The 26,545-nt window shown below is 64.7% G+C and carries 21 protein-coding genes; 6 read left to right on the top strand and 15 right to left on the bottom strand.

Annotated elements, in window-relative coordinates:
• Nucleotides 1-2: 2 nt before the first annotated feature.
• Nucleotides 3-1,433 (bottom strand): amino acid permease, encoded by a 1,431-nt coding sequence (locus ACYQ01_RS09410; protein ID WP_459933581.1) that lies wholly within the window; start codon nt 1,431-1,433, stop codon nt 3-5.
• Here ACYQ01_RS09410 and ACYQ01_RS09405 point away from each other — a divergent pair.
• On the top strand, nt 1,411-1,827 hold the full coding sequence (locus tag ACYQ01_RS09405) for a hypothetical protein (RefSeq protein WP_459933580.1): 417 nt from the start codon (nt 1,411-1,413) through the stop codon (nt 1,825-1,827). The two genes, ACYQ01_RS09410 and ACYQ01_RS09405, sit on opposite strands and share 23 nt — an antisense overlap.
• A gap of 211 nt (nt 1,828-2,038) precedes the next feature.
• Here ACYQ01_RS09405 and ACYQ01_RS09400 read toward each other — a convergent pair whose 3' ends face one another.
• The 3 genes from ACYQ01_RS09400 to ACYQ01_RS09390 all read right to left on the bottom strand — a co-directional run bounded on the left by ACYQ01_RS09400 (nt 2,039) and on the right by ACYQ01_RS09390 (nt 4,572).
• On the bottom strand, nt 2,039-2,839 hold the full coding sequence (locus tag ACYQ01_RS09400; RefSeq protein WP_459933579.1) for an SAM hydrolase/SAM-dependent halogenase family protein: 801 nt from the start codon (nt 2,837-2,839) through the stop codon (nt 2,039-2,041).
• A complete protein-coding gene (locus tag ACYQ01_RS09395) occupies nt 2,836-4,023 on the bottom strand; it encodes a glycosyltransferase family 4 protein (protein ID WP_459933578.1) in 1,188 nt (395 codons plus the stop codon). The genes ACYQ01_RS09400 and ACYQ01_RS09395 overlap by 4 nt, the downstream gene beginning before the upstream one ends.
• A 267-nt stretch (nt 4,024-4,290) precedes the next feature.
• Complete coding sequence (locus ACYQ01_RS09390) at nt 4,291-4,572, bottom strand: hypothetical protein (protein WP_459933577.1); 282 nt, start codon at nt 4,570-4,572, stop codon at nt 4,291-4,293.
• Nucleotides 4,573-4,966: 394 nt separating this feature from the next.
• Between ACYQ01_RS09390 and ACYQ01_RS09385 the strand changes: the two genes are divergently transcribed.
• The 3 genes from ACYQ01_RS09385 to rbp all read left to right on the top strand — a co-directional run bounded on the left by ACYQ01_RS09385 (nt 4,967) and on the right by rbp (nt 7,553).
• On the top strand, nt 4,967-6,049 hold the full coding sequence (locus ACYQ01_RS09385) for a TOBE domain-containing protein (RefSeq protein WP_459933576.1): 1,083 nt from the start codon (nt 4,967-4,969) through the stop codon (nt 6,047-6,049).
• A gap of 135 nt (nt 6,050-6,184) precedes the next feature.
• Nucleotides 6,185-7,093: an NAD(P)-dependent oxidoreductase gene (locus ACYQ01_RS09380; RefSeq protein ID WP_459933575.1), complete on the top strand. Its 909-nt coding sequence runs from the start codon at nt 6,185-6,187 to the stop codon at nt 7,091-7,093.
• Between the two features lie 184 nt (nt 7,094-7,277).
• Nucleotides 7,278-7,553 carry an RNA-binding regulator gene (gene rbp, locus ACYQ01_RS09375; RefSeq protein WP_459933574.1) on the top strand — a complete coding sequence of 92 codons (276 nt, stop codon included), beginning with the start codon at nt 7,278-7,280 and terminating at the stop codon, nt 7,551-7,553.
• Nucleotides 7,554-7,981: 428 nt separating this feature from the next.
• Here rbp and ACYQ01_RS09370 read toward each other — a convergent pair whose 3' ends face one another.
• From ACYQ01_RS09370 to ACYQ01_RS09355, 4 genes are all read right to left on the bottom strand, one after another.
• On the bottom strand, nt 7,982-9,157 hold the full coding sequence (locus ACYQ01_RS09370; RefSeq protein WP_459933573.1) for an acetyl-CoA C-acetyltransferase: 1,176 nt from the start codon (nt 9,155-9,157) through the stop codon (nt 7,982-7,984).
• A 169-nt stretch (nt 9,158-9,326) separates the two neighbouring features.
• Nucleotides 9,327-10,502, bottom strand: coding sequence for an acetyl-CoA C-acetyltransferase (locus ACYQ01_RS09365; RefSeq protein WP_459933572.1), 1,176 nt, complete (start codon nt 10,500-10,502; stop codon nt 9,327-9,329).
• Nucleotides 10,503-11,326: 824 nt separating this feature from the next.
• Nucleotides 11,327-12,733, bottom strand: coding sequence for a GntP family permease (locus ACYQ01_RS09360; RefSeq protein WP_459933571.1), 1,407 nt, complete (start codon nt 12,731-12,733; stop codon nt 11,327-11,329).
• Between the two features lie 94 nt (nt 12,734-12,827).
• Nucleotides 12,828-13,673 carry an SDR family NAD(P)-dependent oxidoreductase gene (locus ACYQ01_RS09355; RefSeq protein WP_459933570.1) on the bottom strand — a complete coding sequence of 282 codons (846 nt, stop codon included), beginning with the start codon at nt 13,671-13,673 and terminating at the stop codon, nt 12,828-12,830.
• Between the two features lie 251 nt (nt 13,674-13,924).
• Here ACYQ01_RS09355 and ACYQ01_RS09350 point away from each other — a divergent pair, with 251 nt between their 5' ends.
• Both ACYQ01_RS09350 and ACYQ01_RS09345 read left to right on the top strand, forming a co-directional pair.
• Nucleotides 13,925-15,388, top strand: coding sequence for a sigma-54 interaction domain-containing protein (locus ACYQ01_RS09350; RefSeq protein ID WP_459933569.1), 1,464 nt, complete (start codon nt 13,925-13,927; stop codon nt 15,386-15,388).
• Between the two features lie 17 nt (nt 15,389-15,405).
• Nucleotides 15,406-15,816: a hypothetical protein gene (locus ACYQ01_RS09345; RefSeq protein ID WP_459933568.1), complete on the top strand. Its 411-nt coding sequence runs from the start codon at nt 15,406-15,408 to the stop codon at nt 15,814-15,816.
• Nucleotides 15,817-15,831: 15 nt separating this feature from the next.
• Here ACYQ01_RS09345 and ACYQ01_RS09340 read toward each other — a convergent pair whose 3' ends face one another.
• From ACYQ01_RS09340 to hemL, 7 genes are all read right to left on the bottom strand, one after another.
• Nucleotides 15,832-16,281, bottom strand: a complete 450-nt coding sequence (locus ACYQ01_RS09340; protein WP_459933567.1) for an RrF2 family transcriptional regulator — start codon at nt 16,279-16,281, stop codon at nt 15,832-15,834.
• Nucleotides 16,282-16,437: 156 nt separating this feature from the next.
• Nucleotides 16,438-20,619 (bottom strand): BadF/BadG/BcrA/BcrD ATPase family protein, encoded by a 4,182-nt coding sequence (locus ACYQ01_RS09335; RefSeq protein WP_459933566.1) that lies wholly within the window; start codon nt 20,617-20,619, stop codon nt 16,438-16,440.
• A 142-nt stretch (nt 20,620-20,761) separates the two neighbouring features.
• Nucleotides 20,762-22,630 carry a coiled-coil domain-containing protein gene (locus ACYQ01_RS09330; protein ID WP_459933565.1) on the bottom strand — a complete coding sequence of 623 codons (1,869 nt, stop codon included), beginning with the start codon at nt 22,628-22,630 and terminating at the stop codon, nt 20,762-20,764.
• Between the two features lie 64 nt (nt 22,631-22,694).
• On the bottom strand, nt 22,695-23,108 hold the full coding sequence (locus tag ACYQ01_RS09325) for a cytochrome c3 family protein (RefSeq protein WP_459933564.1): 414 nt from the start codon (nt 23,106-23,108) through the stop codon (nt 22,695-22,697).
• A gap of 90 nt (nt 23,109-23,198) precedes the next feature.
• Nucleotides 23,199-23,942, bottom strand: coding sequence for a precorrin-3B C(17)-methyltransferase (gene cobJ, locus ACYQ01_RS09320; protein ID WP_459933563.1), 744 nt, complete (start codon nt 23,940-23,942; stop codon nt 23,199-23,201).
• A gap of 2 nt (nt 23,943-23,944) precedes the next feature.
• Nucleotides 23,945-25,024: a cobalt-precorrin 5A hydrolase gene (locus tag ACYQ01_RS09315; RefSeq protein WP_459933562.1), complete on the bottom strand. Its 1,080-nt coding sequence runs from the start codon at nt 25,022-25,024 to the stop codon at nt 23,945-23,947.
• 77 nt (nt 25,025-25,101) lie between these two features.
• Nucleotides 25,102-26,370 (bottom strand): glutamate-1-semialdehyde 2,1-aminomutase, encoded by a 1,269-nt coding sequence (hemL, locus tag ACYQ01_RS09310; protein WP_459933561.1) that lies wholly within the window; start codon nt 26,368-26,370, stop codon nt 25,102-25,104.
• Between the last annotated feature and the right edge of the window lie 175 nt (nt 26,371-26,545).

Raw genomic sequence — 26,545 nt, 5'->3', positions numbered from 1 at the left:
TCTTAGTCGAGGTCACGCCGCCATCCGGGTTTCTTGCAGGCGTTTATGACGAGGGGCATACCGACGAACACAACCAGGCCGGTCGCCACCAATCCCACGTACAGGGCCGGATTGCCCACGGGAAGATTCGTCGGCGGGAAAAATCCCACCACCAAAGAAAAGCACACGCCCAAAAGGCCGATCCCGGCGACCAGGTCCATGCCGAAATTGCCGCCCGGCACCTTGTAGGAGCGCGGCAGGTCGGGCCGGGTGCGACGCAGCTTGATGGCCGCGGCGTACATGAGGATGTACATCACGAGATAGAGGGTGATGGTCATGGCCGAAAGGACGAAAAAGGCCACGCTCACGTTGTCCATGACGAAGTAGAGGGTGGCCAGCAGGCTCACGATCACCGCCTGGATGAGCAGGATGTTAATCTGCACGCCGTTCTTGTTGACCTTGGCCATGAAGGGGGGAATCTCGCCCTGCTTGGCCGTTTCGAGCAGGCCCCGGCTCGGCCCGCCCACCCAGGACATGACGCCGCCAATGGCCCCGAAGGCCGTGAGCAGACCGAACACGGGGGTCAGGAAGCCGAGGTGAAACTTGTCGAGCAGGTCCTGGAAGGCCTGCATGAGACCGGCCGTGAGGCTGATGTCGGCGCTTGGCACCACGGCCGCCACGGCCAGGGAGCCCAGCATGAACAGGAGAAAAATGACCGCCCCGGCCAGGAACACGCTCTCGGGGAACTGACGGGAGGGGTTCTCCAGCTCGTTGGCGTGCACGGCGTGGACCTCCACGCCGGCGAAAAGCAGGATGATGCCGGCCAGAAAGGCCACGCTGCCAAGCCCGGTGATGTGGGGGAAAAGCCTGGCGTGGTCCCCGTGGTGGACCAGCCGGCCGGCTTCGGCCGCGCCCTGGACCGGATCGAGAAAGGCGATGGGATTGCCCTGGTCGATCCACAAAAAACCGAGCACGATGACCACCACGCCGGGCAGGACCGTGCCCAGAAGCACGCCGTACTTGGTGACCGAGCTGGCCACTCCCGACCCGGCCAGGGTGAGGAACGTGGCCAGCCAGTAGCACACCAGGATCACGACGCCGGTGTAGACGCCGTTCTGGGCCAGTTCCGGGCGCATGACCGCGTAGGCCAGGCAACTGGCCGCGAAACCGAGGACCGTGGGATACCACACCACGTTCTGGATCCACTGAAGCCAGATGGCGGTGAAGCCCCAGCGCGAACCGAAGGCTTCCTTGATCCAGGTGTAGACGCCGCCGCCTTTGTCGCTGAAGGCGCCTCCCAATTCGGCCGCCACCAGCGAGGCGGGGATCAGGAACAAAACGGTGGAGAAGAGGATGTAAAATACCAGGGAAAGCCCTTCCTTGGCCATCATCGGCAGCCCGCGCAGGCTCACCACGGCGGCCACGGTCATCATGCTCAGCGTAAAAACCGACATTTTCGTTTTTTTCAATGGCGAATCCTCATTGTTTAGCAGCATGCGGCAAAACGTCCGGGCCTGGCGGACTCTGTGGACAATCGAGGCCGATGTGGTGAAACGGCCCCGCGCGGTCAAAGCCGTGGGCGTGGTTCGTCAGGGGGGCGAAGAACCGGAACGTCCGCAGCGCTTTCCAACCGGCAAGCGCGTGGATTGGTGCGCGCTTGTTTTCACCGTGTTCGCGTCTTCAGGGATTGAGAAGGCCGCGAACGTGTCCGTTGTAATCGCCGCACCGGTTCCTTCGTGGGTGGAAGGCGGCGGCGCCCGCCCTGGCGAAAGTTCTCCTTCTGTCGCATGCTGGAAGTTTACGGGAAGCCAACTATCCGTAAAAAGATACAACAATGAAGGAGGATAGACGCCGACAGGTCTTCTTGCAACCCTTGTCGATTTTTTGTCGCCAAAAAGAGTCTTTCGGTCGGGCTTGTTCGGGGCACGCCCCGTGGGGGAAGGTTCTCGGGCGATACGCCCGCGAGGTGGGCGCGTTTTTGTTCGAACAAACGCGCCGAGAGGGAGGGTGCGGGAACCTGAAGCGGACTTCGGGCGGTTTCTTTCTCGTCTTTCGCCCGCTACAGGGCGATTTCCACCGGGGTCCCAGGCGTAAGTCCCAGCCGGGCGGCGGCGTCGCTTTGGTGGGCGGCGAGTTCGAAATATCCCTGGCTGCCGGGCAGCAGGCCGATTTCTTCCGGGGCGAGTTCTCCGTACGTCTGGACCTGGCGCAGGGCATGGCGGGTCGGCGCGACCAGGACCGGAGCGCGGCGCGGGGCCAGGGGGCGCGCCCATGTTTCGATGGCCAGGTTGAGCACGCAATTGCCGAAACGGTCCACGTGCAGCACCAGGGCGCTGAGCGTGTCGCCGTCCAGCCGGGGGGCGGCCCGGGGCAGGCGGACCAGGGAGTCCAGTTCCACGGGCTCGCCCAGGCTGTGCGGGGGCTCGCCCAGCAGGAAGCGTCCGGCCACGGGGGCGAAGACATCCCGGCCGTGGAAGGTGGGACAGGCGGTGTGGACGAGCAGGGAATGCACGGCGAAGGCGCGGGCCGCTCCCGGTCGGTCGAGCAGCGCGGTGAGCAGGCCGTTGTCCGGCGCGAGCACGTTGCGCGCGCCTTTTTGCAGCAGGATGATGCGTCGAGTGGTGCCCACCCCCGGGTCCACCACCACGAGAAAAAACGTGGACTCGGGGAAGTGCTCGAAGCTGGACGCGAGAAAGAACCCGGCCTGGGCCACGTTGTGGGGGGCCACGTCGTGGGAGAGGTCCACCAGGCGCAGCCGGGGCGCGCAGTCGTAGAGCGCGCCCTTGAGCTGGCCCACGTAGGGGTCGGACAGGCCGAAGTCGGTGAGCAGCACCACCAGAGGGGCCGGGAGCGCGCTCACGGCCGGACCGCCAGATCGCGTTCGGAGCGGGCGATGGCTTCCCAGTCGAAGCGGCCGGCCACCTGGGCGGCCTGGACGGCCAGAGCGGCCCGTTTGGCCGGGTCTTCCAGCAGGGCGAGCACCTGGGCGGCAAAGCCGGACACATCGCCTTGCGGCAGACGTACCATGCCGCCGGGAAAAATTTCGTCGTAGATTTTCAGGTCGTAGGCCACCACGGGCAATCCGCTGGCCATGGCCTCCACGGCCACCTGGCCGAAGCTCTCGTAATGGCTGGGCATGCAGAAAACTCCGGCCGCCTTGAGCAGGCGGATTTTTTCTGCGCCCTGGCGAAAACCCAGCAGTTCCACGTTGCGTTCCAGTCCGGCGGAGGCGATTTCGGAACGCAGGGAGTCGAACCACCACTGCGACCCGCCGCCGATCACGCCCAGCCGGGCGTCCGGTTTCCTGTCGCAGACGGCCCGCCAGATTTTCACCAGATCGAAAAGACCCTTCTGGGGATGGAGCCTGCCCAGGAAAATGCCGTCGAAGCGCGGGGTGTCGGGCAGGGGCTCCACCTGGGCGAACTGGTCCTGATCCACGCCCATGGTGACCACGGTAACGGCGTCGGCTTTCACGAAACGGGCGAGCAGGGCGTCGCGGTCCAGGGAGTTGAGCACAAGGAGCCGCGCGCCGAACGCTCTGGCCAGGGCGATGGCCGCCAACTGGGTGGACCAGTAGAGAAGCCCGCGCACGGTGGGAACGCGAAGTCCCTGGCGAAACACGTTTTCGTAACCTTTGAAGGGATTGGGCGCGAGCAGGAAGACGCAGACCGTGAGCGTGGCCTTGGGGTTTCGCAACTTGGCCAACAGGGCGGGCACCAGGTCCACGAGAAAGTCGGATGGCGCGTAGATGGCGTCCATTCCCTTGGGATAGCGCACGAACAGGCAGCGAAAAAGCCGCCAGAGATAGGTGCGCAACACGTTGCCCAGGCTGTCGGCTTCGCTGGTGAAGGGCTCGGGAAATACCTGATAGTCGAGTCCGCGCACTCCCTGGGATTCGAACACTCCGATCTGGCGCTTGGGCAAGAGCACGGTAAGACGCTCGCCCCAGGCCAGCCAGCGCTTGGCGATTTCGGAAAAGCGGACTTCGCTGCCGTCGCGATTGGCGGTGTTCACCCGGCCCATGGCCGGAATGAAGATGTTCATGCGGTCAAAGCCTCCGGCCGGCCGCCCGGCTGGGTGGCGGCGGTTGTGCGAAACAGACGCTCGCGGATGGGTCAGAAGCCCGCGTGCGGGCCGGACGTTCCCATACCCTCGGGAGCGGGCGGCGGCAACCGTTCATGCGCGGGGCCGACGGCTGAAAGAAAAGAAGCAGCGCGTCCCCGAACGCCCTGGCGCGCTTTCGCGGGCGCGAAAGCCGAACGGGAAGGGCCTCGGCGTGATGATCGTCGGTCGGTCGCGGGCGCGAGCGGGTCAGCGCGGACGGGCCTTCAGGAGGGAAGCCACCAGACGGGAAAGCCCGGCCAGGACAAGCACGGTCAGCCCGTCCCGGAAAGAGCAGAAGAGAAGCGGCAGGCCGATGAGCGTGAACACGAACGGCAGCGCCTTGCCCAGGAATTCCGCCAGGGAGAGCTTGCGGGCCGAGCGGCAGGCCTTGGGGCCTTCCAGGTAATAGGGATAGGGGTGGTCGAAGACCACTTCGGCCAGAAACAGCAGGAATCCGAAACCGATCAGCGTGAGGACGATCATGGACATGTGAATCCTCGCTTCGGGTTGAGCACCCGCTTGAACAATACTCGGCGGCCGTGTCGCCTTGGAAAGGCCGGATCTTCGCGCGGTCCGCGCCCTGTACTCCGGGCTTGCGGCCCGATGGTGGTCGCTGAAAACCCGACCGTTTTGGACGCAATACGGCGACGCCAGAAACGCGCTTTTCGCACAATGGCTTACGCGGCGTGTTTTTTGTTGCGAAGTCTTGGCGAAAAAGGCATGTACGTAATTGACAAAATGTGTAACCAGAAAGCCTGTTCCAGGCAACACCATCACATTTATTTCCCTTTTCGTGATTGTGGAGTCCGGATGCCTGGGTACGTTTTCTGGTAATATTCGTGATGCTCAAGAGCGTATCCAAACAAGGAGGGCGTGAGACGACATGCGGCAAGCGTCTCCAGACACCGCCAAGGGGCCGATAACGGCCCGACCCGCTCCTTTCGCCGTGCCCGAGGACGTGAAACATCTCGGTCCGGCGGAGCTTGCGGCCTTCACCCAGGCCTTCAAGGTCTGGTCCGGGCGCGGAAGGACCCAGGCCACCAGAACGTCGCGGCGGCGCGTCTGGCTTATCTATCTCGTGTTGCGCTACACCGGGGCCAGGCTCGGTGAAGTGTTGTCCCTGGACGAACGCACCGATCTCAATGTTGACGAGGGGGTGGTGGTGTTTCGCGGCCGTGACGGCGACGAAACCTTGCCCCGCGAAGTGCTCGTTCCCCCGGAAGTGGCCGAAGAGTTGGCCAAGGCCTTGGAGAGTCCCGAATTCTCCGGCATGCGCGGCGAAGTGTTTCATATGGACGCCGGCTATATTCGGCTCAAGTTCCATGAACGCGCCGCCGAGGCCGAAGTGGAAAAGGGGCTGGCCAGCCCCCGGGTGCTGCGCAACTCCCGGGCCATCGAACTGTTGCGTTCCGGCATGCCGCTGAGCGTTGTGCAACATATTCTGGGCCACAAGAGCGCCAGCCTCACGGCCCAGTATCTGTCGTTCACCAGCCAAGCGGTTCGTAATATTCTGCAACAACATATCCTCAAGGAGAGCGCCATGAAAACCAGCGCCAGAAACGCCTTTACCGGCTCCGTCACCGCCATTCGTCAGGGCATGATCCTCTCCGAGGTGGAAGTCACCACCGCCAGCGGCAATGTCGTCACGTCCGTCGTCACCAAGGAGAGCTTCGAAAAGCTGGGCATCGCCGAGGGCATGGCCATGACCGCCACCATCAAGGCTCCCCAGGTCATCGTGCTCAAAGAGCCTGCGGCCGGCAAGACCAGCGCCCGCAACCGCTTTTTCGGCAAGATCGTGCGGGTCAACGAAGGCCTCATCGCCGCCGAAGTGGTGGTGAAAATCGCCGACGGCACCGAAGTGTGCGCCCTGATCACCGACGTGTCGGTCAAGAGCCTGGGCTTGGCCGTGGGTGACGAGGTGTGGGTCATGTTCAAGGCCTTTTCCGTGGTCCTCAACGCCGACTAAACGTTTTTCGGGACGCGTCCGCCCGGGCGCGTCCCGCCCCGCCCCCGCCCATCGCCCGGTTGCCAAGACCGCCCGCCTTTCGTAGCCTCGCGCCTCGCCTTCGGGCCTCATTCCACTTTTTCAGGAGAAATCGCCATGAGCGCTTCCCTTCGCTTTGTCGTGGAACCCGGCAAGACCCGCCTCGGTTGGATCGGAACCGGCGTTATGGGCTGTTCCATGTGCTCGCATCTGCAAATCGCCGGCTACCAGGTCACGGTCTTCAACCGCACCCGGGCCAAGGCCCAACCCCTGCTGGACGCCGGAGCGACCTGGGCCGACACGCCCAAAGACGTGGCCCGGGCCAGCGACGTGATCTTCACCATGGTGGGCTTTCCCAGGGACGTGCAGGAGGTCTACTTTGGACCGTCCGGCCTTCTGGCGGGACTCAAATTCGGCGGCGTCGCCGTGGACATGACCACCACCAGCCCGAGCCTTGCGGCGGACATCGCCCGGCGCGCGGCCCAACGGGGAGCCTTCGCCGTGGACGCCCCGGTCTCGGGCGGAGACCTGGGGGCCAGAAACGCCGCTTTGTCCATCATGTGCGGCGGCGATGCGGACATCATAGGCGGCGTGGCCCCCCTCCTGAACCTGCTCGGTACGAACGTTACGCGCCAGGGTGGACCCGGGGCGGGCCAGCACGCCAAGCTGTGCAACCAGATTGTCATCGCCGGAACCATGATCGGCGTGTGCGAATCCCTGCTCTACGCCGCGAAGGCCGGATTGGACCCCGCCGCCGTGCTCGGAGCCATCACCAAAGGCGCGGCCGGAAGCTGGTCGCTGGAAAACCTTGCGCCGCGCATCCTCAAGGGGGACTTCGCTCCGGGGTTCATGATCGACCATTTTGTCAAGGATATGGGCATCGCCCTGGAAGAATGCCGCCGTTTGAGCCTCACCCTGCCGGGGCTGGAACTTGTGGAAAAGCTCTATCGCCAGGCTCAGGAAATGGGTTTCGGGCAAAACGGCACCCAGGCTCTATACCTGGCCCTGGAAAAGCTTGGCTCGTGAGAACAGAGGCGTGTAGGTCATCTTGCCGAAATAATTCGTGAAAAAAAGAGTCTTTCCTCTGATGGACAAAAAATCCAGAATTCCGCTTGTGTATTTTTCGACTTCGATTAGGGTTTCATTCCCGGCCGACCCCAAGCGCGTGCGCTGGAAATTCCTGGTCGGCCAGGTTTGAGGAGCGATTGAAATGGTGAATATTTATGTGGGCAACATGCCTTTCAGTGCCACGGAAGATGAGGTCCGCAACCTCTTCGCCCAGTTTGGCGAAGTGCAGTCCGTCAGCCTCATCAACGACCGCGAGACCGGCCGCTTCAAGGGCTTTGGTTTCGTTGAGATGGAGGACGAAGGTGCCCGGACTGCCATGGCGGAGCTCAACGGCCGCGACATGGGCGGACGCAGCCTGCGCGTGAACGAAGCTCAGGCGCGGCCCCGTAGTCCGCGTCCTCGGCGCGACGCCTGGTAAGCTGAAATGGCCTGTCGCCATTGGCGATAGAACGAGAACGACGCCCCGCGAAAGCGGGGCTTTTTTTTATGCTTGGATTTGAAAACGCTGTCGGCCGGCCGCTGGAATGTTCTCCCGGAGCCTTGTTTGCGCGGTGGGATGAGAAAGAAAGATTGGGGGAAGGAACCTTTTGTTCACAAAAGGTTCCTTCCCCCAAACCCCCATCCTCCCAAAAACTTTATCTTGGGGGGATGCGTTCGCGCAGGTGCGCGGTCTGCGGCAGATTGATCCGTGTGAAGGCGCGCGGTGAAGCCTTGCTTGAGGGGAGCCCTCAGCGTTCAACAGAGACAGGGAGAAAGTTTTTTGGGGGAGGGAGGGGTGTGGGGAGGGGACCCCCTTTTGTTCACAAAAGGGGGTCCCCTCCCCACTTCCTTTTTTCTTCTTCGTCCTTACATGGCTTCAACAATCACGGAGCAGCCCTGTCCGCCGCCGATGCACAGGGTGGCCAGGCCGCGCTTGGCGCCGAGGCGCTTCATGCCGTGGAGCAGGGTGACCAGGATGCGCACGCCGGTGCAGCCGATGGGGTGCCCCAGGGCGATGGCGCCGCCGGAGGGGTTGATCTTTTCGGGCGGAAAGCCCAGTTCGCGGCCCACGGCCAGCCACTGGGCTGCGAAGGCCTCGTTGGCTTCGATGAGGTCGATGTCGTCGATAGTCATGCCGGCCCGACTGAGCGCCTGGCGGGTGGCGGGGATGGGACCGAGGCCCATGACGTTGGGTTCGACCGCGCCGGTGCCGTAGGAGATGAGGCGGGCCATGGGCTTGAGGCCCATTTCCTTGGCCTTGGCCGCGGAAACCACCATGACGGCGGCCGCGCCGTCGTTGATGCCCGAGGCGTTGCCGGCGGTGACGGTCCCGCCCTTCTTGAAGGCGGGTTTCAGCTTGGCCAGGCCTTCGGCGGTGGTGGCCTTGGGGTGTTCGTCGGTGTCGAAGACGATGTCGCCCTTGCGGCCCTTGATGGTCACGGGAACGATTTCATTCTTGAAGTTGCCGGCGGCGATGGCGGCCTGGGCCTTGTTCTGCGAAGCGAGGGCGCAGGCGTCTTGATCTTCGCGGGTGATGCCGTAGCGTTCGGCGATGTTTTCGGCGGTGACGCCCATGTGGATGGGTTCGAACGCGTCGGTCAGGCCGTCGCTGATGAGGGAGTCATACACCTTGTCGGTGCCCATGCGGTAGCCGTTGCGGCACTTGAAGAGCATGTAGGGGGCGGCGGACATGTTTTCCATGCCGCCGGCGAGGATGATGTCGGCATCATCGGCGTTGATGGCCTGGGCGGCGAGCATGACGCACTTGAGGGCCGAGCCGCAGAGCTTGTTGACGGTGTAGGAGGGCATGTTCACGGGGAAGCCGGCGTTGACGGCGGCCTGGCGGCCGGGGTTCTGTCCCTGTCCGGCCTGCAGGACGTTGCCCATGATCATTTCCTGGACGTCGGTGGTCTTCAGGCCCGAGCGTTTGAGGCATTCGGCGGCGACGATGGAGCCGAGTTTGTGGGCCGGAGTACCGGAAAGAGTGCCGTTGAAGGTTCCGATGGCGGTGCGGACGGGTGCGACGAGGACGATGTCTTTCATTGTGAACGCTCTCCTTAAAAGCGGCTAGGAGTGGTGTGGGCGCGGGGCATCGCGCCGAAACCAGGGGACGACAAATTTTCAAGAGCTATGCCCCGGGTAGGGGAATCGGCCCGCCGCAAAGGTGCTGCGGCGGGCCGACGAGGAATGCGTTAGTGGTGACGAATAAGGCCTAGAGGGCTTCGATGATCATGGCAGTGCCCTGACCGCCGCCGATGCACAGGGTGGCCAGGCCCTTCTTGGCGCCCAGGCGCTTCATGCCGTACATCAGGGTGACCAGGATACGGGCGCCGGAGCAGCCGATGGGGTGACCCAGGGCGATGGCGCCGCCGGAGGGGTTCAGCTTGTCGGCGGGGAAGTTCAGTTCCTTGCCCACGGACAGGCACTGGGAGGCGAAGGCCTCGTTGGCTTCGATCAGGTCGAGGTCGGCCACGGTCAGGCCGGCCTTTTCCAGGGCCTTGCGGGACGCGGGCACGGGGCCAAGACCCATGACATTGGGCTCGACGGCGCCGGCGGCGTAGGAAATGACCTTGGCCATGGGGGTGAAGCCCAGAGCCTTGGCCTTTTCGGGGGTGGTGACGATCATGGCGGCGGCGCCGTCGTTGATGCCCGAGGCGTTACCGGCGGTGACGGTGCCGTCCTTCTTGAAGGCGGGGCGCAGCTTGGCCAGGCCTTCCTTGGTGGCGGCTTTGGGGAACTCGTCGGTGTCGAAGACGGTCTCGCCCTTGCGGGTTTTGATGGTCACGGGGACGATTTCGTCCTTGAAGTTGCCGGCGGCGATGGCGGCCAGAGCCTTGGTCTGGGAACCCAGAGCGAACTCGTCCTGCTCTTCGCGGCTGATCTTGTAGCGCTCGGCCAGGTTCTCAGCGGTGATGCCCATGTGGATGGGCTCGAAGGCGTCGGACAGGCCGTCGCGGATCATGGTGTCGACCAGCTGGTCATGACCCATGCGGTAGCCCCAGCGGGCTTTCATCAGGGCGAAGGCGGCGTTGGACATGCTTTCGGTGCCACCGGCCAGGACCAGGTCGGCGTCGCCGAGGGCCACGGCCTGGGCGGCCAGCATGACGGCCTTGAGGCCGGAACCGCACACCTTGCTGACGCCGTAGGCGGGCACGGACACGGGCAGGCCGGCGTGGATGGCGGCCTGGCGCACGGGGTTCTGGCCCATGCCGGCGTTGAGCACGTTGCCCATGACGACTTCGTCGACGTCTTCGGGTTTGATGCCGGCGCGTTTGATGGACTCGGCCAGAACGATGGCGCCCATCTGGGCGGCGGTCAAGCTGGTCAAGCCACCGTTGAAGCTGCCGATGGCGGTGCGGACAGGCGCGGCAAGAACGACCTCTTTCATGTTACTTCTCCTTACCAAGGCGGTTAATGGGGGATTGGTCCTGTGGGTGATGCTCACCCAAACTCCGTTAGGTCACGCTCCCGCCGGCCGGGTCCCCGGGGACCGAAGCGGCCTGCTGGATCGGACGATTGCTCTCATGCCATGGGGAAATGGAAAGACAAGGGCGGAATACGGCGAGTCACAACCAGGCCCCGTACGGGGCGCAAAGTCGGCCGACGCGTTGACCGCGCGGCGGAGGTTTTCGGCGGGGCTGTCCTGCCGGGCGGGCCCGACGGACGCGAAGCGCCCCCGTGTGTGCAGCGCCAAATCGTTCAAGCCATACCCCCCAGGTATGTCGCAAACGCCTCGCCAGGCGAGGGTGTCACACAGAAAACAAGTCCGGATTGGGCGACCTTCGCGGCTCGTACGAAATCGGCCCGTCTCTGGCGCATCGTCCCCCAGGGGCGACCGCGGCTCAGGACGTTGCCGGTTGGCGAAGGCCTCTCGGGAGGCGCCACACGCCGAGCGCGGGGAAGGAATGTGAGAACCCGGGAAACCGCCGCGCCGGAAACGGACTCTGGCGATCGGGGTTTCCTGAGGACCGCATCCGCCGAGAAAACTTTGTTCGGCGGCCGAACCTGCCCATACGCATTCTTGAAGAATTGTCCAAGCCAGACTTTCATCCAGCTTAGCAAAAAAAACAACCTGAAACAATGAAAATCTGTATGGAGGCTTGGAATCGAAAAAAAGAGGCGGGGACTGCTTTCGGAATGCATGCCGCGCGCTGCGGGCGGCGCGTGGGCCGCGGTCCGGGTGGAGTTTCGGACCGCGGCCCCGGGGTGGGGTTAGTACAGGCCGGTCACAGAGTAGAAGGCGATCATGATGAAGACCATGGACGTCTTGATGAGCGTCATCATGCCGATGTCGGGGTACGACTGCTTGTGGGTGAGACCACACACGGCGAGCAGGGTGATGACCGCGCCGTTGTGGGGCAAAGTGTCGCAACCGCCGGAGGCCATGGAGGCCACGCGGTGCAGAACCTCGGGAGAAAGGTTGACGGTCTGGGCCCAGGCCAGCCAATCCTTGGCCATGAGGTCCAGGGCGATGGACATGCCGCCCGAAGCCGAACCGGTGACGCCGGCCAGGGTGGTGACCGAAACCGCTTCGGAAACCAGCGGGGTGGCGCCGACCTTGATGTTGAGCAGGGCGTGGGCGATGTGCTTGAACCCGGGCAGGGCGGCGATGACGTTGCCGTAACCCACCTCGGAGGCGGTGTTCATAATGGCCAGAAGCGAGCCGATGGCGCCGGCGTTGAGGGCCTGCTGCAGGCCGCCGTTCTTGGGCATGTTCTTGTAGCCCAGGGCGATGGCCATGGCGATGCCGCAGACCAGGGCCACGATGAGCGACCAGATGCTGGCGACCTTGCCCACGCTGGAGACCATGAGAGGCGGCAGGGGCTTGACCTCGGCGATGCGGGCGAGCGAGCTGGGATCCCAGTGCATGACCTTGGAGAACAGGAAGTTGACCACCAGCACCGTGAGCAGGGGCAGGATACCCGCGAACCAGTGGGGCAGGTGCATGTCGGGGTTGGGCTTGGGCTCGTTGATGGTGTGTTCGCCGTAGCCTTCGCCGCGAGCCGCCGCGGTCTTGCGGCGGAATTCGAGCCAGATCATGCCGATGATGAAGATCAGCGTGCCGCCCAGCAGGCCGAGGATGGGAGCGGCGTACAGGGTGGTGCCGTAGAAGTTGGTCGGGATGATGTTCTGGATCTGGGGGGTTCCCGGAAAGGCGTCCATGGTGAAGGTGAACGCGCCCAGGGCGATACAGCCGGGCAGCAGACGCTTGGGAATGTCGGCTTCCTTGAACAGGGCGGCGGCGAACGGATACACCGCGAACACGACCACGAACAGGCTCACGCCGCCGTAGGTCAGGATGGCGCCGGACAGCACCACCGACACGATGGCGTGCTTCTGGCCCAGCTGTTGGATGATGACGTGCGAGATGCCCTTGGCCAAGCCGGTGTCTTCCATGACCTTGCCGAAGACCGCGCCGAGCAGAAAGACGGGAAAGAAGGACTTGATGTACACCACCGCCTTGGCCATGAACAGCTCGGTGTACGACGGCATGATGGGCATTCCCTGGAGGACCGCGGCCAGCAGGGCGAAGACCGGAGCGAATAAAATGACCGAATAGCCCCGGTAGGCCATGAACATGAGTAAAAATAGACTGAGAACAATACCTAGGACATCCATGTGTACCCCCTTGCCCGGCCGCAACACCCCCCGGGCAGATACCAGTTAAACGTTTGCGGGGCACAGGCCCCAAACTGTCATCAGCCGTCGGCGGTCAGTACGTTTTCACCGCCCCGCCGTCGAAAAGCATGTCTCCGCCCACCAGGTACTGTCCGAAACGGGAAAAACCGAACAGGAACAGGTTGGCCACCTCCACTGGGGCCATCAACTTCTTCACTCGGGAGTGTCCGAGCATGATGTTGTTGACGACTTTCTTGTCTTCGATGTCGCGTAGCGCTGTCTGGGTGGAGATCCGCTTCAGAGCCGAAGCTGTTTTCACGCCTCCCACACTTACGGTGAAACTGCGGATTCTGCCCCGCCCCTCGGCCGAAATGGACTGAGCCAGTCCGCGAAGACCGAAGGTCGTGATGCTGTGGACAGAGGTGTTCGGCGTGCTTATATGAGCGTTAACGCTCGTCATGTTGCCGATGGCCCCTCGGCCGTCGGCGCATTTTCTCATCTGGGGGATGCACAATTTGGAGAGGTAGTACGGCGCGCGCAGCATCACGCGCTGCATGAAGTCGTACTTGGACATGGGGAACTTTTCGATGCCAGCGTTGTGCTGGACATGGGTATTGTTGGCGAGGTATCGTATCGCGCCCAGCTTGGCCGCCTCGGTCACAACGTAGTCCAGGTCTTCATCCCTGGTGAGGTCGGCCTTCATGAAGATCATCTGGCCGCCCATCTCGCGAGCGAGCTTCTGGGTCTGTTCCCCGCCCTTCTCGTCCACGTCGAGTCCGACAACGGTGATCTTGTTCGCCGCGGCCACCACACAGAGAGCGCGTCCGACCCCACTGGAGGCGCCGGTCACGATGCAGACGTTTTGCGGCGAAAACGCTGGATCGGGAAGCATCAGGATGTCATCACCTTTGATGACAGGCTCTATGCTGGCTCGCGCCATCTCTGCCTCCAAGCATTAAGGATTTTGTCGAGTACTTCTCTCTAGCGAAATCCGTGCCTTGGGGCGGGACCGACGACAAACTGAGAACTCGTCCCACCAACGTTCTAAAAAAGGACTATTATTACAACTGCTTCTATCAACTCCTTTCCGACGCGTCCGCAAGAGCGAACGGATATGAATTTGTTCGAACTTGAAAAGACTGTATCAAATTGTCTACATGTTGTAAGACGACTACAGATTACCGGGCGCATATGAAAAAGGGAACAGATCCTCAGAATACCCCGGCAACCGACCGGGAAGAGTCCAGAGAAGAGCTGCGTAAGCAGTTGGAATTTTACAAGCTCATTTTCGACAGCATTCATCACGGAAGCACCGTTACGGATGCTGACGGGTTCATTACGCATTTCAACAAGCCCTATGGAGAGTTCCTGGGAATTCCCTCCGAAGAACAGATCGGAAGGCATTGTACGGAAGTGCTGGAAAATACCAGGATGCATCTGGTCGCCAAGCTGGGGCAGGCGGAAATATGCCAGCCACAGCGCATAAACGGCAAAGATATGGTGGTGCAGCGTATTCCCATACGCAAGGATGGAAAGGTCATCGCCGTATTCGGCCAGGTGATGTTCAAGAACGTCGAAGAGTTGCAGCGCATAGCCGAGCGGCTTTCCCTGCTGGAGTCCAAGGTGGAGTTCTACGCCAAGGAGTTGCTTTCCCTGCGTAGCGCTCGCTACACCTTCGACAGCATCTTTTCCAAATGCGACAAGATGCAGGCCCTCAAGCAGGAAGCCCTCAAGGCCGCCGGCAACACCCTGCCCGTGCTGATCACCGGCGAGTCCGGCACCGGAAAGGAAGTCTTCGCCCAGGCCATCCACCAGGCCAGCCGGCGGCGCAAGCAGCCCTTTGTGCGCATCAACTGCGCCGCCATTCCTCGCGATTTGCTCGAAAGCGAGCTTTTCGGCTACGAAAAAGGGGCCTTTACCGGGGCCAGCGCCGCCGGGAAGCCGGGCAAGTTCGAACTCGCCCACCGGGGAACCATCTTTCTCGACGAAATCGGCGATTTGCCCCTGGATATGCAGCCCAAGCTCCTGCGCGTGATTGAAGAACGCGAGTTCGAACGCGTGGGCGGCACCGCCCTGCGCCGGGCCGACTTCAGACTCATTGCCGCAACCAACCAGAATCTCGACGAAATGCGCGACACTGGCGCCTTTCGCAAGGACCTTTTCTACCGCCTGAGCGTCATTCAGCTGCAACTGCCGCCCCTGCGCGAACGCAAGGACGAAATTAGCGATCTGGCCAGGCACCTGCTCGCCCGAATCCTCGATCCGGCCTCTTTCGCGGAATTGCGCCTGGAACCGGAATTCGAATCCGCCCTCGTCGCACACCAGTGGCCCGGAAACGTTCGCGAACTCACCAACGTTCTCGAACGCGCCCTCTCCACCATGGAAGGCAACGCCCTGCGGCTGTGCGATCTGCCCCCCTCCCTGCGAAACGCTCCCTGCCCGGAATCCGCTCCCGTCGCCAGTCGGCCGGCAGCCTCGGCTCCCAGCAGGGAAGCGTCACTCAAGCAGGTCAAACACGAAGCCGAAAAAGACGCCATCCTCGCCGCCATGGCCCAATGCGGAGGCAACATCAGCCGCACCGCCGCGCAGTTGGGCATACACAGGACGTTGCTGTATAAGAAGATGAAGAAATATGGCGTAAATCCGAGGGGATAGGTTGAGGGGGAGGAAGAATGGAAGATTGGGGGAAGGACCCTTTTGTGAACAAAAGGGTCCTTCCCCCAAACCCCCATCCTCCAAAAAACTTTCAGGTGGGTGGAGGCAAGGAGGCCGGCGACAGGGACCACCGCTCAACGGATGCCAACTTCGCTTCGGGCTTGATTATTTTCTTGCGCCTTGCCAGCAAGTTCTTTGAACAGGCTGCAAGAATCGACTGTTTCAACGGGCTGTTAAAGCGAAAGTTTTTTGGAGAGGGAGGGGGGCAGGGGGGAGGGAGCCCCTTTTTTTCAAAAAAGGGGCTCCCTCCCCTGTCTTCTATTCTTTCCTTCTCTCTCTTGTATCTTTTTCTCTACACTTTGTCGGCCTGGACGCCGGGCGGGGAAGGGCTGGCGAACGAGAATGTCAGGTGGTTTTGCGATTTGTAGACATTTTGCTACAGATTAGATGGAGAAATCGATTGCCCGGTTGCCCTGGAGCCATTTGTCGCGTTCCACCAGGTCGGCCAGGGTGCGGGCGTCGTAAACGCCTTCCAGGGCGGTCCGGGCCTGGTCCCAAAGCTCTTCGAACACGCATTGGCCTTTGAGGGGGCAGCGTTGGGAGAGTCCGTCCTGTTGGCAGTCCATGGCGTGCACGGGGCCGTCCATGAAGCGCACGACTTCCCCAACCTTGATGGCTTCGGCCGGCCGGCTGAGATAGAACCCGCCTTTTTTGCCCCGCATGGACTCCACGAATCCGCCCTGGCGCAGTTGGTTGAGAATCACGTCGAGAAAGCGTTTGGGTATGGACTGGGCCTGGGCGATATCGCTGGCCCGCACGACTCCCTCGTTTTCTCGCTTGGCCAGTTCGAACAGGGCGCGCAGTCCGTATTGGCATTTTTGGGTCACGCTCATGCCTAGGCCTCCTTTTCTGGCGAGTGTATGGCGTCGTGGGGGACAGCCGAATGGCGACGCCCTGCAAAACAACTAAACCTGATCGGATAAATGATCAAGAGGGGCGCTACGCGTGGGTTCGGCCCCGGAAGGGCTTCGGCTCCGGGGGCTGGCCGGTCAGGCGGGGCTGCCCAGGATGCGGTGCAGCCGGGCGACCTGGAGGCGGAAGGCTTCCAGCCGGGCCTCGGCCAGTTGGGTGTAGGGCGCGCCGTCGGTTTCCAGGCAGACCAACGGGAGCTTGCCCCGGGCTTCTGGGGGCAGGCCGCGTGTGCGGTCGGGATAGAGCCGGCCAAGGTGTTCGGTGGTGAAGCGTTCGGCCAGCACCGCCTCGGCCAGCCGGGTGGGCATGCAGCCGAAGGGACCGATGGCCACCACGCCAAGCGCCGGCGCGAACATTTCGTGGAAGGCCGCGCCCACGGTGAGGAGGGCTTCGCCGGTGAGTTCGGGAGAAATGAAGGACTCCGCGGCGCGTGCCAGCTCTTCGGTGGCGGGAGCATGGGAGTAAAACAGCCCGCAGGGCGCCATGGCCTTGCGCACGGCGCGGAAGATGCGCCGCTTGACCCACTGGTTGAGCCGGTCCTTGAGGCCGTAGGGCCCGGTGCGTCCGGTGCGCAGAATCCAGTCGGTGTAGAACACCCACTCGCTGATGGGGGCCGTGCGCACCACAAAACCGCGTTCGGCCAGGCTTTCCACCAGACGCTGGCGCGACAGGGGGTCGTGGCGCACGTAGATTTCGCCAACCAGGGCCACTTTGGGCAGGTCCCGATACGGCGCCTTGAGGGGGAGCCGGGCCAGAACGCGGGCCGTTTCTTCCAGTGTGGCACGCAGGTGACGCCAGGGACCGGCCACACGGTCCACGGCCAAGCGGAACCGCTCGTCCAGCACGGCCAGGGCGGCCGGGACATTCACGGCTCCGGCCAGCAGAGTGGAGCGAATTTCCTCGAACAGGTCGCCGATCACCGCGGCTCGCCACAGGCCGATGGTGACCTGGGCGCCCAGTCCGGCGTACCCGTTGTCCGCGCACGGGGCCAGGATGGCCGCGTCGGGAATGGCGAACTTCTCCATCAGTCGCCGGGTGGCCACGTGATACTGGCCGAAGCGGCAGGGGCCCTTGGCGCTGGGCATGAAATAGACGCTCACCTCGTCTGGGGGCCGGGTGTCCATGTATTCGAGCATGGAACCCACGGTCAGTTGCAGGGGCAGGCACTCCTTGCAGGTGGTGACGCCCTGCCCCCGGCGCAAGTCGGCCAGGGCCGGAGGTCCCAGGGCCTGGCCGCGCAGCCCGCCCCGGCTCAGGGCCGCGGCCGCCAGGCGCGAGGCGTAGGCGTTCATGCTGGGCATGAGCAGCTTGACCCTGGGGTGGGTGAGGGGCAGCCATTCGCCGTCGGAGGTGCGCACGCCCTGGGTGCTGGCGCGTTCCTCCAGCCTGGCCGGAACAAACGGCTGGCCGGGCGTGATGGGCTTGCGCCGCGTCCCCTGTCTGCGGTGGATGTCCGCGATGTCGAGAAAAGCCTCGATGCGGGTCTCCAGCCCGGCGCCGGCGGTGTGGCTGTCGAGTTCCAGGGTAAGGGAGGGCTTGTCGCCCATTTCGTCTCGGAAATAGGAGAGCAGAAACGAGTCCGGTCCGCAGGAAAAGTTGGTGACGTAGGTCCCGTACAGGTTTTCGTGGGCGGCGGTCAGGCGCGCGGCTTCGAGGATGACCCGGCCCTGTCCCCAGTACATGTTGCGCTCCGGCTCCAGGAGTTTGCGCGGAGGGGGCAGCATGTCGCAGGGGATGACCAGGGCCCCGCGCGTGGCCAGCTTTTCGGGCACGCCCTTGTTGGCCTCGGCGGCGAAGGCGTTGTAGGGTCTGCCGAACAGGACCACGCCGGTGAGGTCGGGCGAATCGGCCAGCAGGGACAGGGCGTCGCGTCCCATGCGTTCCAGATCGTTGCGGCAGGCCCGTTGGGCTTCCACGGCCAGGGCGAAGGCCCGGGCCGAGGCGGACTGGTCCGCGCCCAGGGCGCGCCCGACGGCGGCGAAGGCTCCCTTGGCCGAGGAGAGGCCCAGGGAGAAATTGAGGGTGGGGTTCAGGAGCACCTGGCCGTTTTCTCCCAACTCGGGAAAGGCGGCCTTGAGGTAGAACGGTTCCCCCTGAAGCAGGACGCATGTGCAGGTATGGTCCTGTCCGGGCATGAGCGGCTGGGCGGTCAGGTGGGGCAAAAACACGGCCAGGGGCTGTTTTTCCAGCAGATCGGCCAGAAATCCGTAGGAAATCTGCGCGGGATAGCACAGCGCCCGTCCGTGTTCGCCGGGCCTTGCGGCCGCCGCGCTGTCGGCCAGCAGGGGGGCGAATCCCAGCTCAGTAAAGAACGTGGAGAACAGCGGGAAGTAGGTGTTCACCAGATAGGAACGCGAAAGTCCCACCACGGGGCGTCCCGGGGCGGGAGGCGCAAAGCCGGCGAACACGCGGCGTTGCCGTGCGGCCGCCAGGTCCAGGCGGCTCGCGTCGGCCAGACGGCCCTGGCGCAAGTTTTCGAACCGGTTGCAGGCCCCGCCGAAGGGATGCACCTTGCCCCCCACCTCGATGCGGGCGATGGTGCAGCCCCGGTCGCATCCGGCCTGTCCGCCGCGCCCGCCCCGGCAGGTGAAGGGTTTCTTGTACCGGGCAGGCAACTCGGCCAGGGCGGCCAGGTCGAAACGGCCCTCCGGCAAGTGTCCCTGAAGCATGCGCCGTTCCACCTCGATGGCCACGCCAAGCGCTCCCATGAGCCCCGGTTCGGGCGGCACCACCACGGTTTTGCCCGTGAGCGCGGCCATGGCCGCCGGCACGGCCCGGTTGTAACACACGCCGCCCTGCATGAAGACCCGCTCGCCCACCTGACGGCTGCCTTTGACCCGGCGCACGTAGTTGACGCACACCGAATGGACCAGTCCGGCCAGGATTTCCGGGGTGGGCACGCCTTCCTGCACGGCCAGTTTGATATCCGAACCGATGAAGGCCGCGCACTGATCGTTGAAATTCGGCGTGTAGGACGCGCCAAGGGCCAGGTCCGCGATGTCGGTGGTGGCCACGCCGAGCGATTCCTTGGCCGATTCTTCGAGAAACGACCCCGTGCCCGCGCTGCAGGCTTCGTTCATGGCCGAGTCGCAGGGATTTCCCGCGAAGAGAAAGGTGTATTTGGCGTCCTGGCCGCCGATTTCGAAGATGGTGTCCACCTGGGGATCGAAATGGACGGCCGCTGCGGCGTGGGCGATGATCTCGTTGATGGCGGCGGTGGCTCCGGCGTGCAGGGCCGCGATGGCCCGCCCCGAACCCGTGACGCCAAGGCCGACCACCTCCACCGGGGCGCGCAACTGTGCGGCCAGGCTGGCGTAGACCTTGCGCGAGGCCCCGATGGGGTCGCCGTCGGTGCGCAGGTATTCTCCGGCCAGAATGGCCCGGTCGCCCAGACGCATGATCACGCCCTTGGTGGTGGTGGAGCCCACGTCCAGGCCGCACAGAACCCGGTCGCCGGGGCGGGCCGTATCCCGGGGGTGCTCCTTGAACTCCACCAGATGCAGCGCGTCGCGTAGCGGAGCCAGCCGGGCGAAGCTCTGCCCGCCGGTGCGAAAGACCTCCGCCGGACCAAAGGGCCGCGCATGGGCCGCCGCCCAGAGCGCCGCGCCCAGGGCCTCGAACCAGGGGGCTTCCTCGGGCACGATGAGCTCGCCCACCTCCCGGCGCAAAAAGCGCACCAGATAGGGGTTGGCCGCGCATCCGCCGGTGAGGAGCACCCTCCCCTTGGCCCGTTCGCCCAGGATTTCCAGGCACTTGCCGGCCATCATGCGTCCCAGGCCGGCGGCCACCTCCTGGCGGGGAGCGCCCTTGTTCAGGGCGTGGGTGCAGTCGGACTTGCAAAACACCGAGCATCGTCCCGACACCTTGTACGGATCGGCCTCGGGGTCCATGCCCGCCAGATCGGCCAGGCCCAAACCCATGCGTCCCAATTGTTGGAGAAAGAATTCCCCCGTGCCCGAGGCGCACTTGTTGCCCGAGAGCACTTCGCGCACCAGCCCTTTGGCGTCGAGGCGATAGGCCATGAAGGTCTCGCCTCCGGCGCACAGCACCGTGAGGTCGGCGTTTTGGTCGCCCAGCAGGTGCGCGGCGGCCAATTCAACGGCTTCGGGCTCGCTGATGGCCGGCAGGTTGACCAGGTCGCGGAACTTGCGTCCCGTGACCGCGGCCGGCGCGGCGCGCCAGCCGTTGGACCGGGCGAGCAGGGTGGTGAGCAGGCCCCTGGCGTCGCCGCCGTGGGGGAGACTTTGACCATGCAGCAAGACCGGGCGGCCTTGTGCGGAAAAGCCGACGCGAACCAGACCGATACTGGATGCGCCGAGACAAAATCCGAGAGCTTCCATGGCACTACTCAAAGCTATCGCGCCTTTTGGGCGATTGCACGAACCGAGTCGGGAAGACGAACTATTCCATATCTTGGGCGAGAAGCGCCTGGATCTCCTCGCGGATGATCCGGGCGGCGGCCTGGGGTACGGCGCGCTCCACCTCGGCCAGCAACTGGGCCTTGAGGGCGTCGAAGCGTTCGTCCAGGTCGGGCTTGGCCGCCGGGGGAGCGGAGAGATCCACGAGAGCGGATTCCAGCGCGGCAAGGCGATCGCCGAAGCCATCCACGGCCTGCTTGAGGCTGTCGGTCACGTCCGGGACTTCCCGCATGCGCTGTTCAAGGTCGTCGATCCTGGCGTCCAGGGCTTCGATTCGCGGCGCGAGGTCGGGCGTCTGGGGAAGACGTGCGAGCACGGCTGCGGCGACGGTCTCGGTCAGGGCCTGGGCGTCCGGGACGTCCTGCGCGCGCTGCTCGACGCTTTCGATCCTGGCGTCCAGGGCTTCGATTCGCGGCGCGAGGTCGGGCGTCTGGGGAAGGCGTTCGAGCACGGCTGCGGCGACGGTCTCGGTCAGGGCCTGGGCGTCCGGGGCGTCCTGCGCGCGCTGCTCGACGCTTTCGATCCTGGCGTCCAGGGCTTCGATTCGCGGCGCGAGGTCGGGCGTCTGGGGAAGGCGTTCGAGCACGGCTGCGGCGACGGTCTCGGTCAGGGCCTGGGCGTCCGGGGCGTCCTGCGCGCGCTGCTCGACGCTTTCGATCCTGGCGTCCAGGGCTTCGATTCGCGGCGCGAGGTCGGGCGTCTGGGGAAGGCGTTCGAGCACGGCTGCGGCGACGGTCTCGGTCAGGGCCTGGGCGTCCGGGGCGTCCTGCGCGCGCTGCTCGACGCTTTCGATCCTGGCGTCCAGGGCTTCGATTCGCGGCGCGAGGTCGGGCGTCTGGGGAAGGCGTTCGAGCACGGCTGCGGCGACGGTCTCGGTCAGGGCCTGGGCGTCCGGGGCGTCCTGGCGCAGGGCGGCCACGTCGGCCGAAAGAGCGGCCACATCGGCGGCCAACTGGGTGGATGCGGATTGCGAGGCCTCGTCCGAAGCCTGGGCCTGCATCTCGGCGGCGGCGCGCAGTTCTTCCAGCCCGGCTTCCAGTCCGGCCAAGCGGGTTTCCCAGGTCTGGGCGGACTCGTCCAGCTTGGCGGAAAGGCTCGCTTCGAGCCCGGTCTGGTCGGGCAGGCTTTGGCTGACTTCGGTGCGCAGGGCGTCGAGCTGGCTTTTCGCCTCGGCGGCGGTTTCGGCCAGGCGGGTTTCCAGGTCGGCGGCCAGGCCGTCCTTGAGCGAACGTTCCAGCCCGGTCAGGTCGGGAGCGCTTTGGCCCAGTTCGGTCTTCAAGGCCTCCAGGCTCTCGTCGATCATGTTGCGGCAGGATTGGGGCAGACTGTCGCTCAACCCGGCAAGGGAGGCCTCGAGCCCGTCCATGCGGGCCACCAGGGCGTCCACGGCCGGTCCGGCCGCTCCGTGTTCGGCGCTCGCCTGGGCGGGAGGGGACGGCGCGTGCTCCTGGGGGGCGCTTTGCGTTCCGGTCTCGTCCTCCAGGGGCTTGTCGAAAAGGTCGTCGGAAAAATCGTCCGGCAGTTCGGGGAGGTCGGAGCCTTCGCTGGGCGGGCTCTTTTCCGCTTCGGCCAGCAGGTCGTCCAGGCCTTCCAGATCGATGTCGGGCTCGGACGCCTTGGCCGGCTCTCCGCTTTCGGGGATGTGCAGGTCTTCGAGGCCGGGCAGGGCGTCGCCTTTGTCTTTGGCCTCGTCCGGAACGTCGGAAAAGAGGTCTTCCAACTCGCGTTCGAAGCTTAAGTCCACCCCACCGGCGCCTTCCGAGGCCTTGGGAGCCCCGGGACCATGCTCGATGATGTCCGTCAACTCGATGATATCGTCAGGATCATGCGGATCGCCGGGAGTTTTGGCCATGGAGTCTTCGCTCGCGGAGTACTGGCCACGGGCGGCCTGCGTCGCCCGTGGCCGGGTTGTTCGACTACTGCTTCACCGGATGGCAGGCGTTACAGGCGATGGGGGCGTTCTTCCCCTCGGCCTTGGCCTTTCTGTGGCAGCCCAAACAGCTATTCGGGCTGGTTCCCTTGTGAAAGGCGCTGTAAAAATTGTTCACTTCAGCCTTTTTCGTCATGTCGATGTTGTCGTGACAGCCCTTGTCCGAGCACTTCAGGCCCTTGTCGGACTTGCCATCCCAGTTGTGGTGGCAGGTCTTGCAATCCAGGGCTTTGTGACCGGGGCCCGCGTGGGCGAACTTCACCGGGGACTTGGTGGCGGTCAGACCCGCGGGGGCCTGAATCACCATGTCTTTGGGAGGCTCCACCGCCCAAAGCGACGTCAGGCCGAACGCGCAGAGCAAAGCCGCGCTCGCCAGCAGAACGAACAACGATTTTCTCATGTGCCCATCCTCCTCTGGAGAACATTTCAGTCGTCAAAGTACGTGGAGATTCCACGTTGTGTCAAGGCGGGGGCGAAAAGAAAGGGTTCCTCAACGCCCCAGGCGGTATTTCCCTTCGTATCCCCGGGGGGTGAGCATCCATTTTCCGCAAAGCCTGGTCTGGGAATTGCCCACCACCACGATGGTGAGCATGTCCGCCCAGTCGGGATCGGCGTCCTTCAGGGTCGTCAGGCGGATCTGCTGCTGCTTTCGCCAGGCGTTGCGCACAAACCCCACCGGCGTCGTGGGATCGCGGTGGCGGCCCACGATGGCCAGGGCTTCGGCCAGGAGTTCCCCGCGCTTTTTGGAGCGGGGATTGTACACGCCCAGCACGAAATCGGCCTCGGCGGCCAGGTCCAGACGGCGTACGATGGTTTCCCAGGGGGTGAGCAGGTCGCTTAGGCTCACGGCCGCGAAGTCGTGGGTCAGGGGAGCGCCGAGCAGGGCCGCCGCCGCCACGATGGCCGGCACGCCCGGCACCACCTCGAAGGGCACGGTGTCCAGAAGGCCGCGCGCCTCCAGCATTTCGAGCACCAGGCCGGCCATGCCGTACACCCCGGCGTCTCCGCTGGAAACCACCGCCGTGTCGACTCCGGAAAGGGCCGAATCAATGGCCGCTCGGCAGCGCTCCACCTCGCCCATCATGCCGGTGGCCACCACCCGCTTGCCTTCCAGCACGGCCGGGTCCAGCAGGTCCAGGTAGGTGGAGTACCCCACCACGGCCGAAGCCTGGGACACCGCCTGGCCGGCCAGGGGAGCCAGCAGGGACGCGTCGCCGGGCCCCAGGCCGACCACGGTCAGCCGGCCAACGCCAGGGCCAGGGTGACCGAATCCGTCTTGGTTTTGGTCAGAAGTAGTCGACTCGCCCCGGAGGCCAGAATCGCCGCCGCTTCGCATACGCTGTCCACCCCCATGTGGCGGCGCACCAGGGCCGAGGGCGTGGGAACCGTCACCTGGGCCAGCCTGGACGCCGGATAGAAGATCGTTTCCAGACCCAGGATGCGGGCCGCTTCGAGAAGTCCCGGCTCCTGGCGTTTTTCCTCGATGCTGGCCAGGGCCGCCAGACTGGCCGGAGCCGCCCCGACCTTGGCGCAGCCCGCCAGAATATGTTGCGCAACGGACCGGGCCGAAACCCCCTTGCGGCAGCCCACCCCGGCTACGACCACCCGGGGCCGCAGGGCCAGGCAGCCCTTGGGCAGGGCGAACGCGCGCCAGTCCACCGCCACCCAGGCCCGGCCCGGCTCGAAATCCTGCGGGGAGGCCACCCACTCGAAACGTCGGGTGGCCTGGAGCGGCACGGACAGGCGGTTGTACGGATCGAACACCTGCACGATCCCGCCTTCCAGCAGGGCGGCGTTCACGGTCTTGACCGCTTCCAGGTTCTCGATGACCAGTCCGCTGTCCTTGGCCAGAAGATCCAGCGAGGGGAGTCCGGCCGTGTCCGTGGCCGTGGTGATGACCGCCTGCCCGCCTGTCAGGGAGGCCACCCGCCGGGCCAGGGCGTTGGCCCCGCCGAGATGGCCGGAAAGCAGGCTGACCGCGAACCGTCCGGCCTGGTCCAGGGCGATGACGGCGGGATCGACGGCCTTGCCCCGCAAAAGTGGCGCGATGGAGCGCACCACGATGCCCGTGGCGGCCACGAACACGTGGGCCGGGTGGGCGTGAAAGATTTCGGCCACCAGGGCCGGCAGGCTCTCGAAACCGGCTTCGTCGGAAGCGGCCAGTTTGCGAGGCAGGTGGAGCGAGCCCCCCAGTTCCTTGGCGAGCATGCGGGCCAGACGCGCGCCCTGGGGCGTGAGGGCGTAGACGGCCGGAACCGGGATCATGGCGTGGGGGAGGGGGGAAAGAGGAAAGAGGAAGACGCCTCCGGCGGCCAAAGGGGATGATTCCCTTTGGAATCCCCCTGTGGGCGCGTCGAGGCGGTCGGGCCAGGCGAAGAGAAGGCCATGCCGGGTTAGACGGTAAAGCGCTTGGCCGCGTCCAGGGTCAGGGCCAGGTCTTCGTCCGTATGGGCGAAGGAGGTGAAGGCGCATTCGAAGCCCAGCGAGGCCAGATAGACCCCGTTGTCGCGCATATGTCGGTAGAAGGCCGCGTAGACCGTGGCGTCCGAGGTGCGGGCCGCGGCCATGTCCTCCACGGGGCGGTCGGTGAAGTAGAGGGTGAAGGCCGAGGCGATGTGGTTGAGCGTGACCGGAAGGCCCTTGGAGCGCAGGATGTGGGCCAGTTCTTCGGCGAAGGCCTTGGTGCGGTGTTCCAGCGCGGTGTAATCGCGCTTTTCGAGCTCCCGCAGGTTGGCCAGTCCGGCGGCCATGGCCACCGGGTTGCCGGAGAGCGTGCCGGCCTGGAACACCGGACCGCTGGGCGAGAGTTTTTCCATCACGTCGCGCCGTCCCCCGTAGGCTCCCACGGGAAAGCCCGCGCCGATGATCTTGCCCAGGGTGGTGAGGTCCGGGCGCACGCCGAAACGGGCCTGCGCCCCGCCCAGGGCCAGGCGAAAGCCGGTGATGACCTCGTCGAAGATGAGCAGCGCTCCGTACTGGTCGCACAGGGCGCGCAGTCCTTCCAGAAAACCGGGGCGGGGCAGGGCCAGGCCCATGTTGCCGGGCGCGGGCTCGGCGATCACGGCCGCTATTTCGGCCCCGCGTGCGGCGAAGGCCGCCTTGACCGCCTCCAGGTCGTTGAAGGGCAGCACCAGGGTGTGGGCCACCGTGGCCGCCGGCACGCCGGGCGTGCCCGGAGCGGCCTGGGCCGCCACGCCGGATCCGGCGGCGGCCAGAAAGGCGTCGGCGTGGCCATGGTAGCAACCGTCGAACTTGATGACCAGGTCGCGTCCGGTAAAGCCTCGCGCCAGGCGCAGGGCGCTCATGGTGGCCTCGGTACCGGAGTTGACCATGCGCACCATCTCCACGGCGGGCATGAGCGAAACGATTTTTTCGGCCAGGTCCACCTCGGCCTTGCAGGGCGCGCCGAAGCTCGATCCGTTGTCGAGGGCGGCCTTGGCGGCCGCGTGCACCACCGGGTCGGCGTGGCCCAGCAGCATGGGGCCCCAGCTCATGACGTAGTCCACGTACCTGTTGCCGTCCTCGTCCCACAGGTGCGCTCCCCGGGCCTTGGCGATGAACACCGGCTCGCAGTCCACGGCTCTGCAGGCGCGGATGGGCGAGTTCACCCCGCCGGGAATGAGGGTCAGGGCCTTGGCGTAGAGATCGTGGGAGAGGGTCATGGGGGGTATGCTCCAGAAAAAGTGAATGAAAAAAAGATAAATACCTTCTGAAGGAAAAGCAGGCAAGGGGGGAAAGGGTACGCGGTTTCGGCCGGGTGGACCACAAAAAACGGGCGTCCCCATCCGGAGGACGCCCGTGTCGTGTCGGAATCGGTTCGGCCTTTCGGCGAAAGGT

The sequence above is a fragment of the Fundidesulfovibrio butyratiphilus genome (genome assembly GCF_054657235.1).
This window is presented reverse-complemented; position numbering and strand designations above follow the sequence as displayed.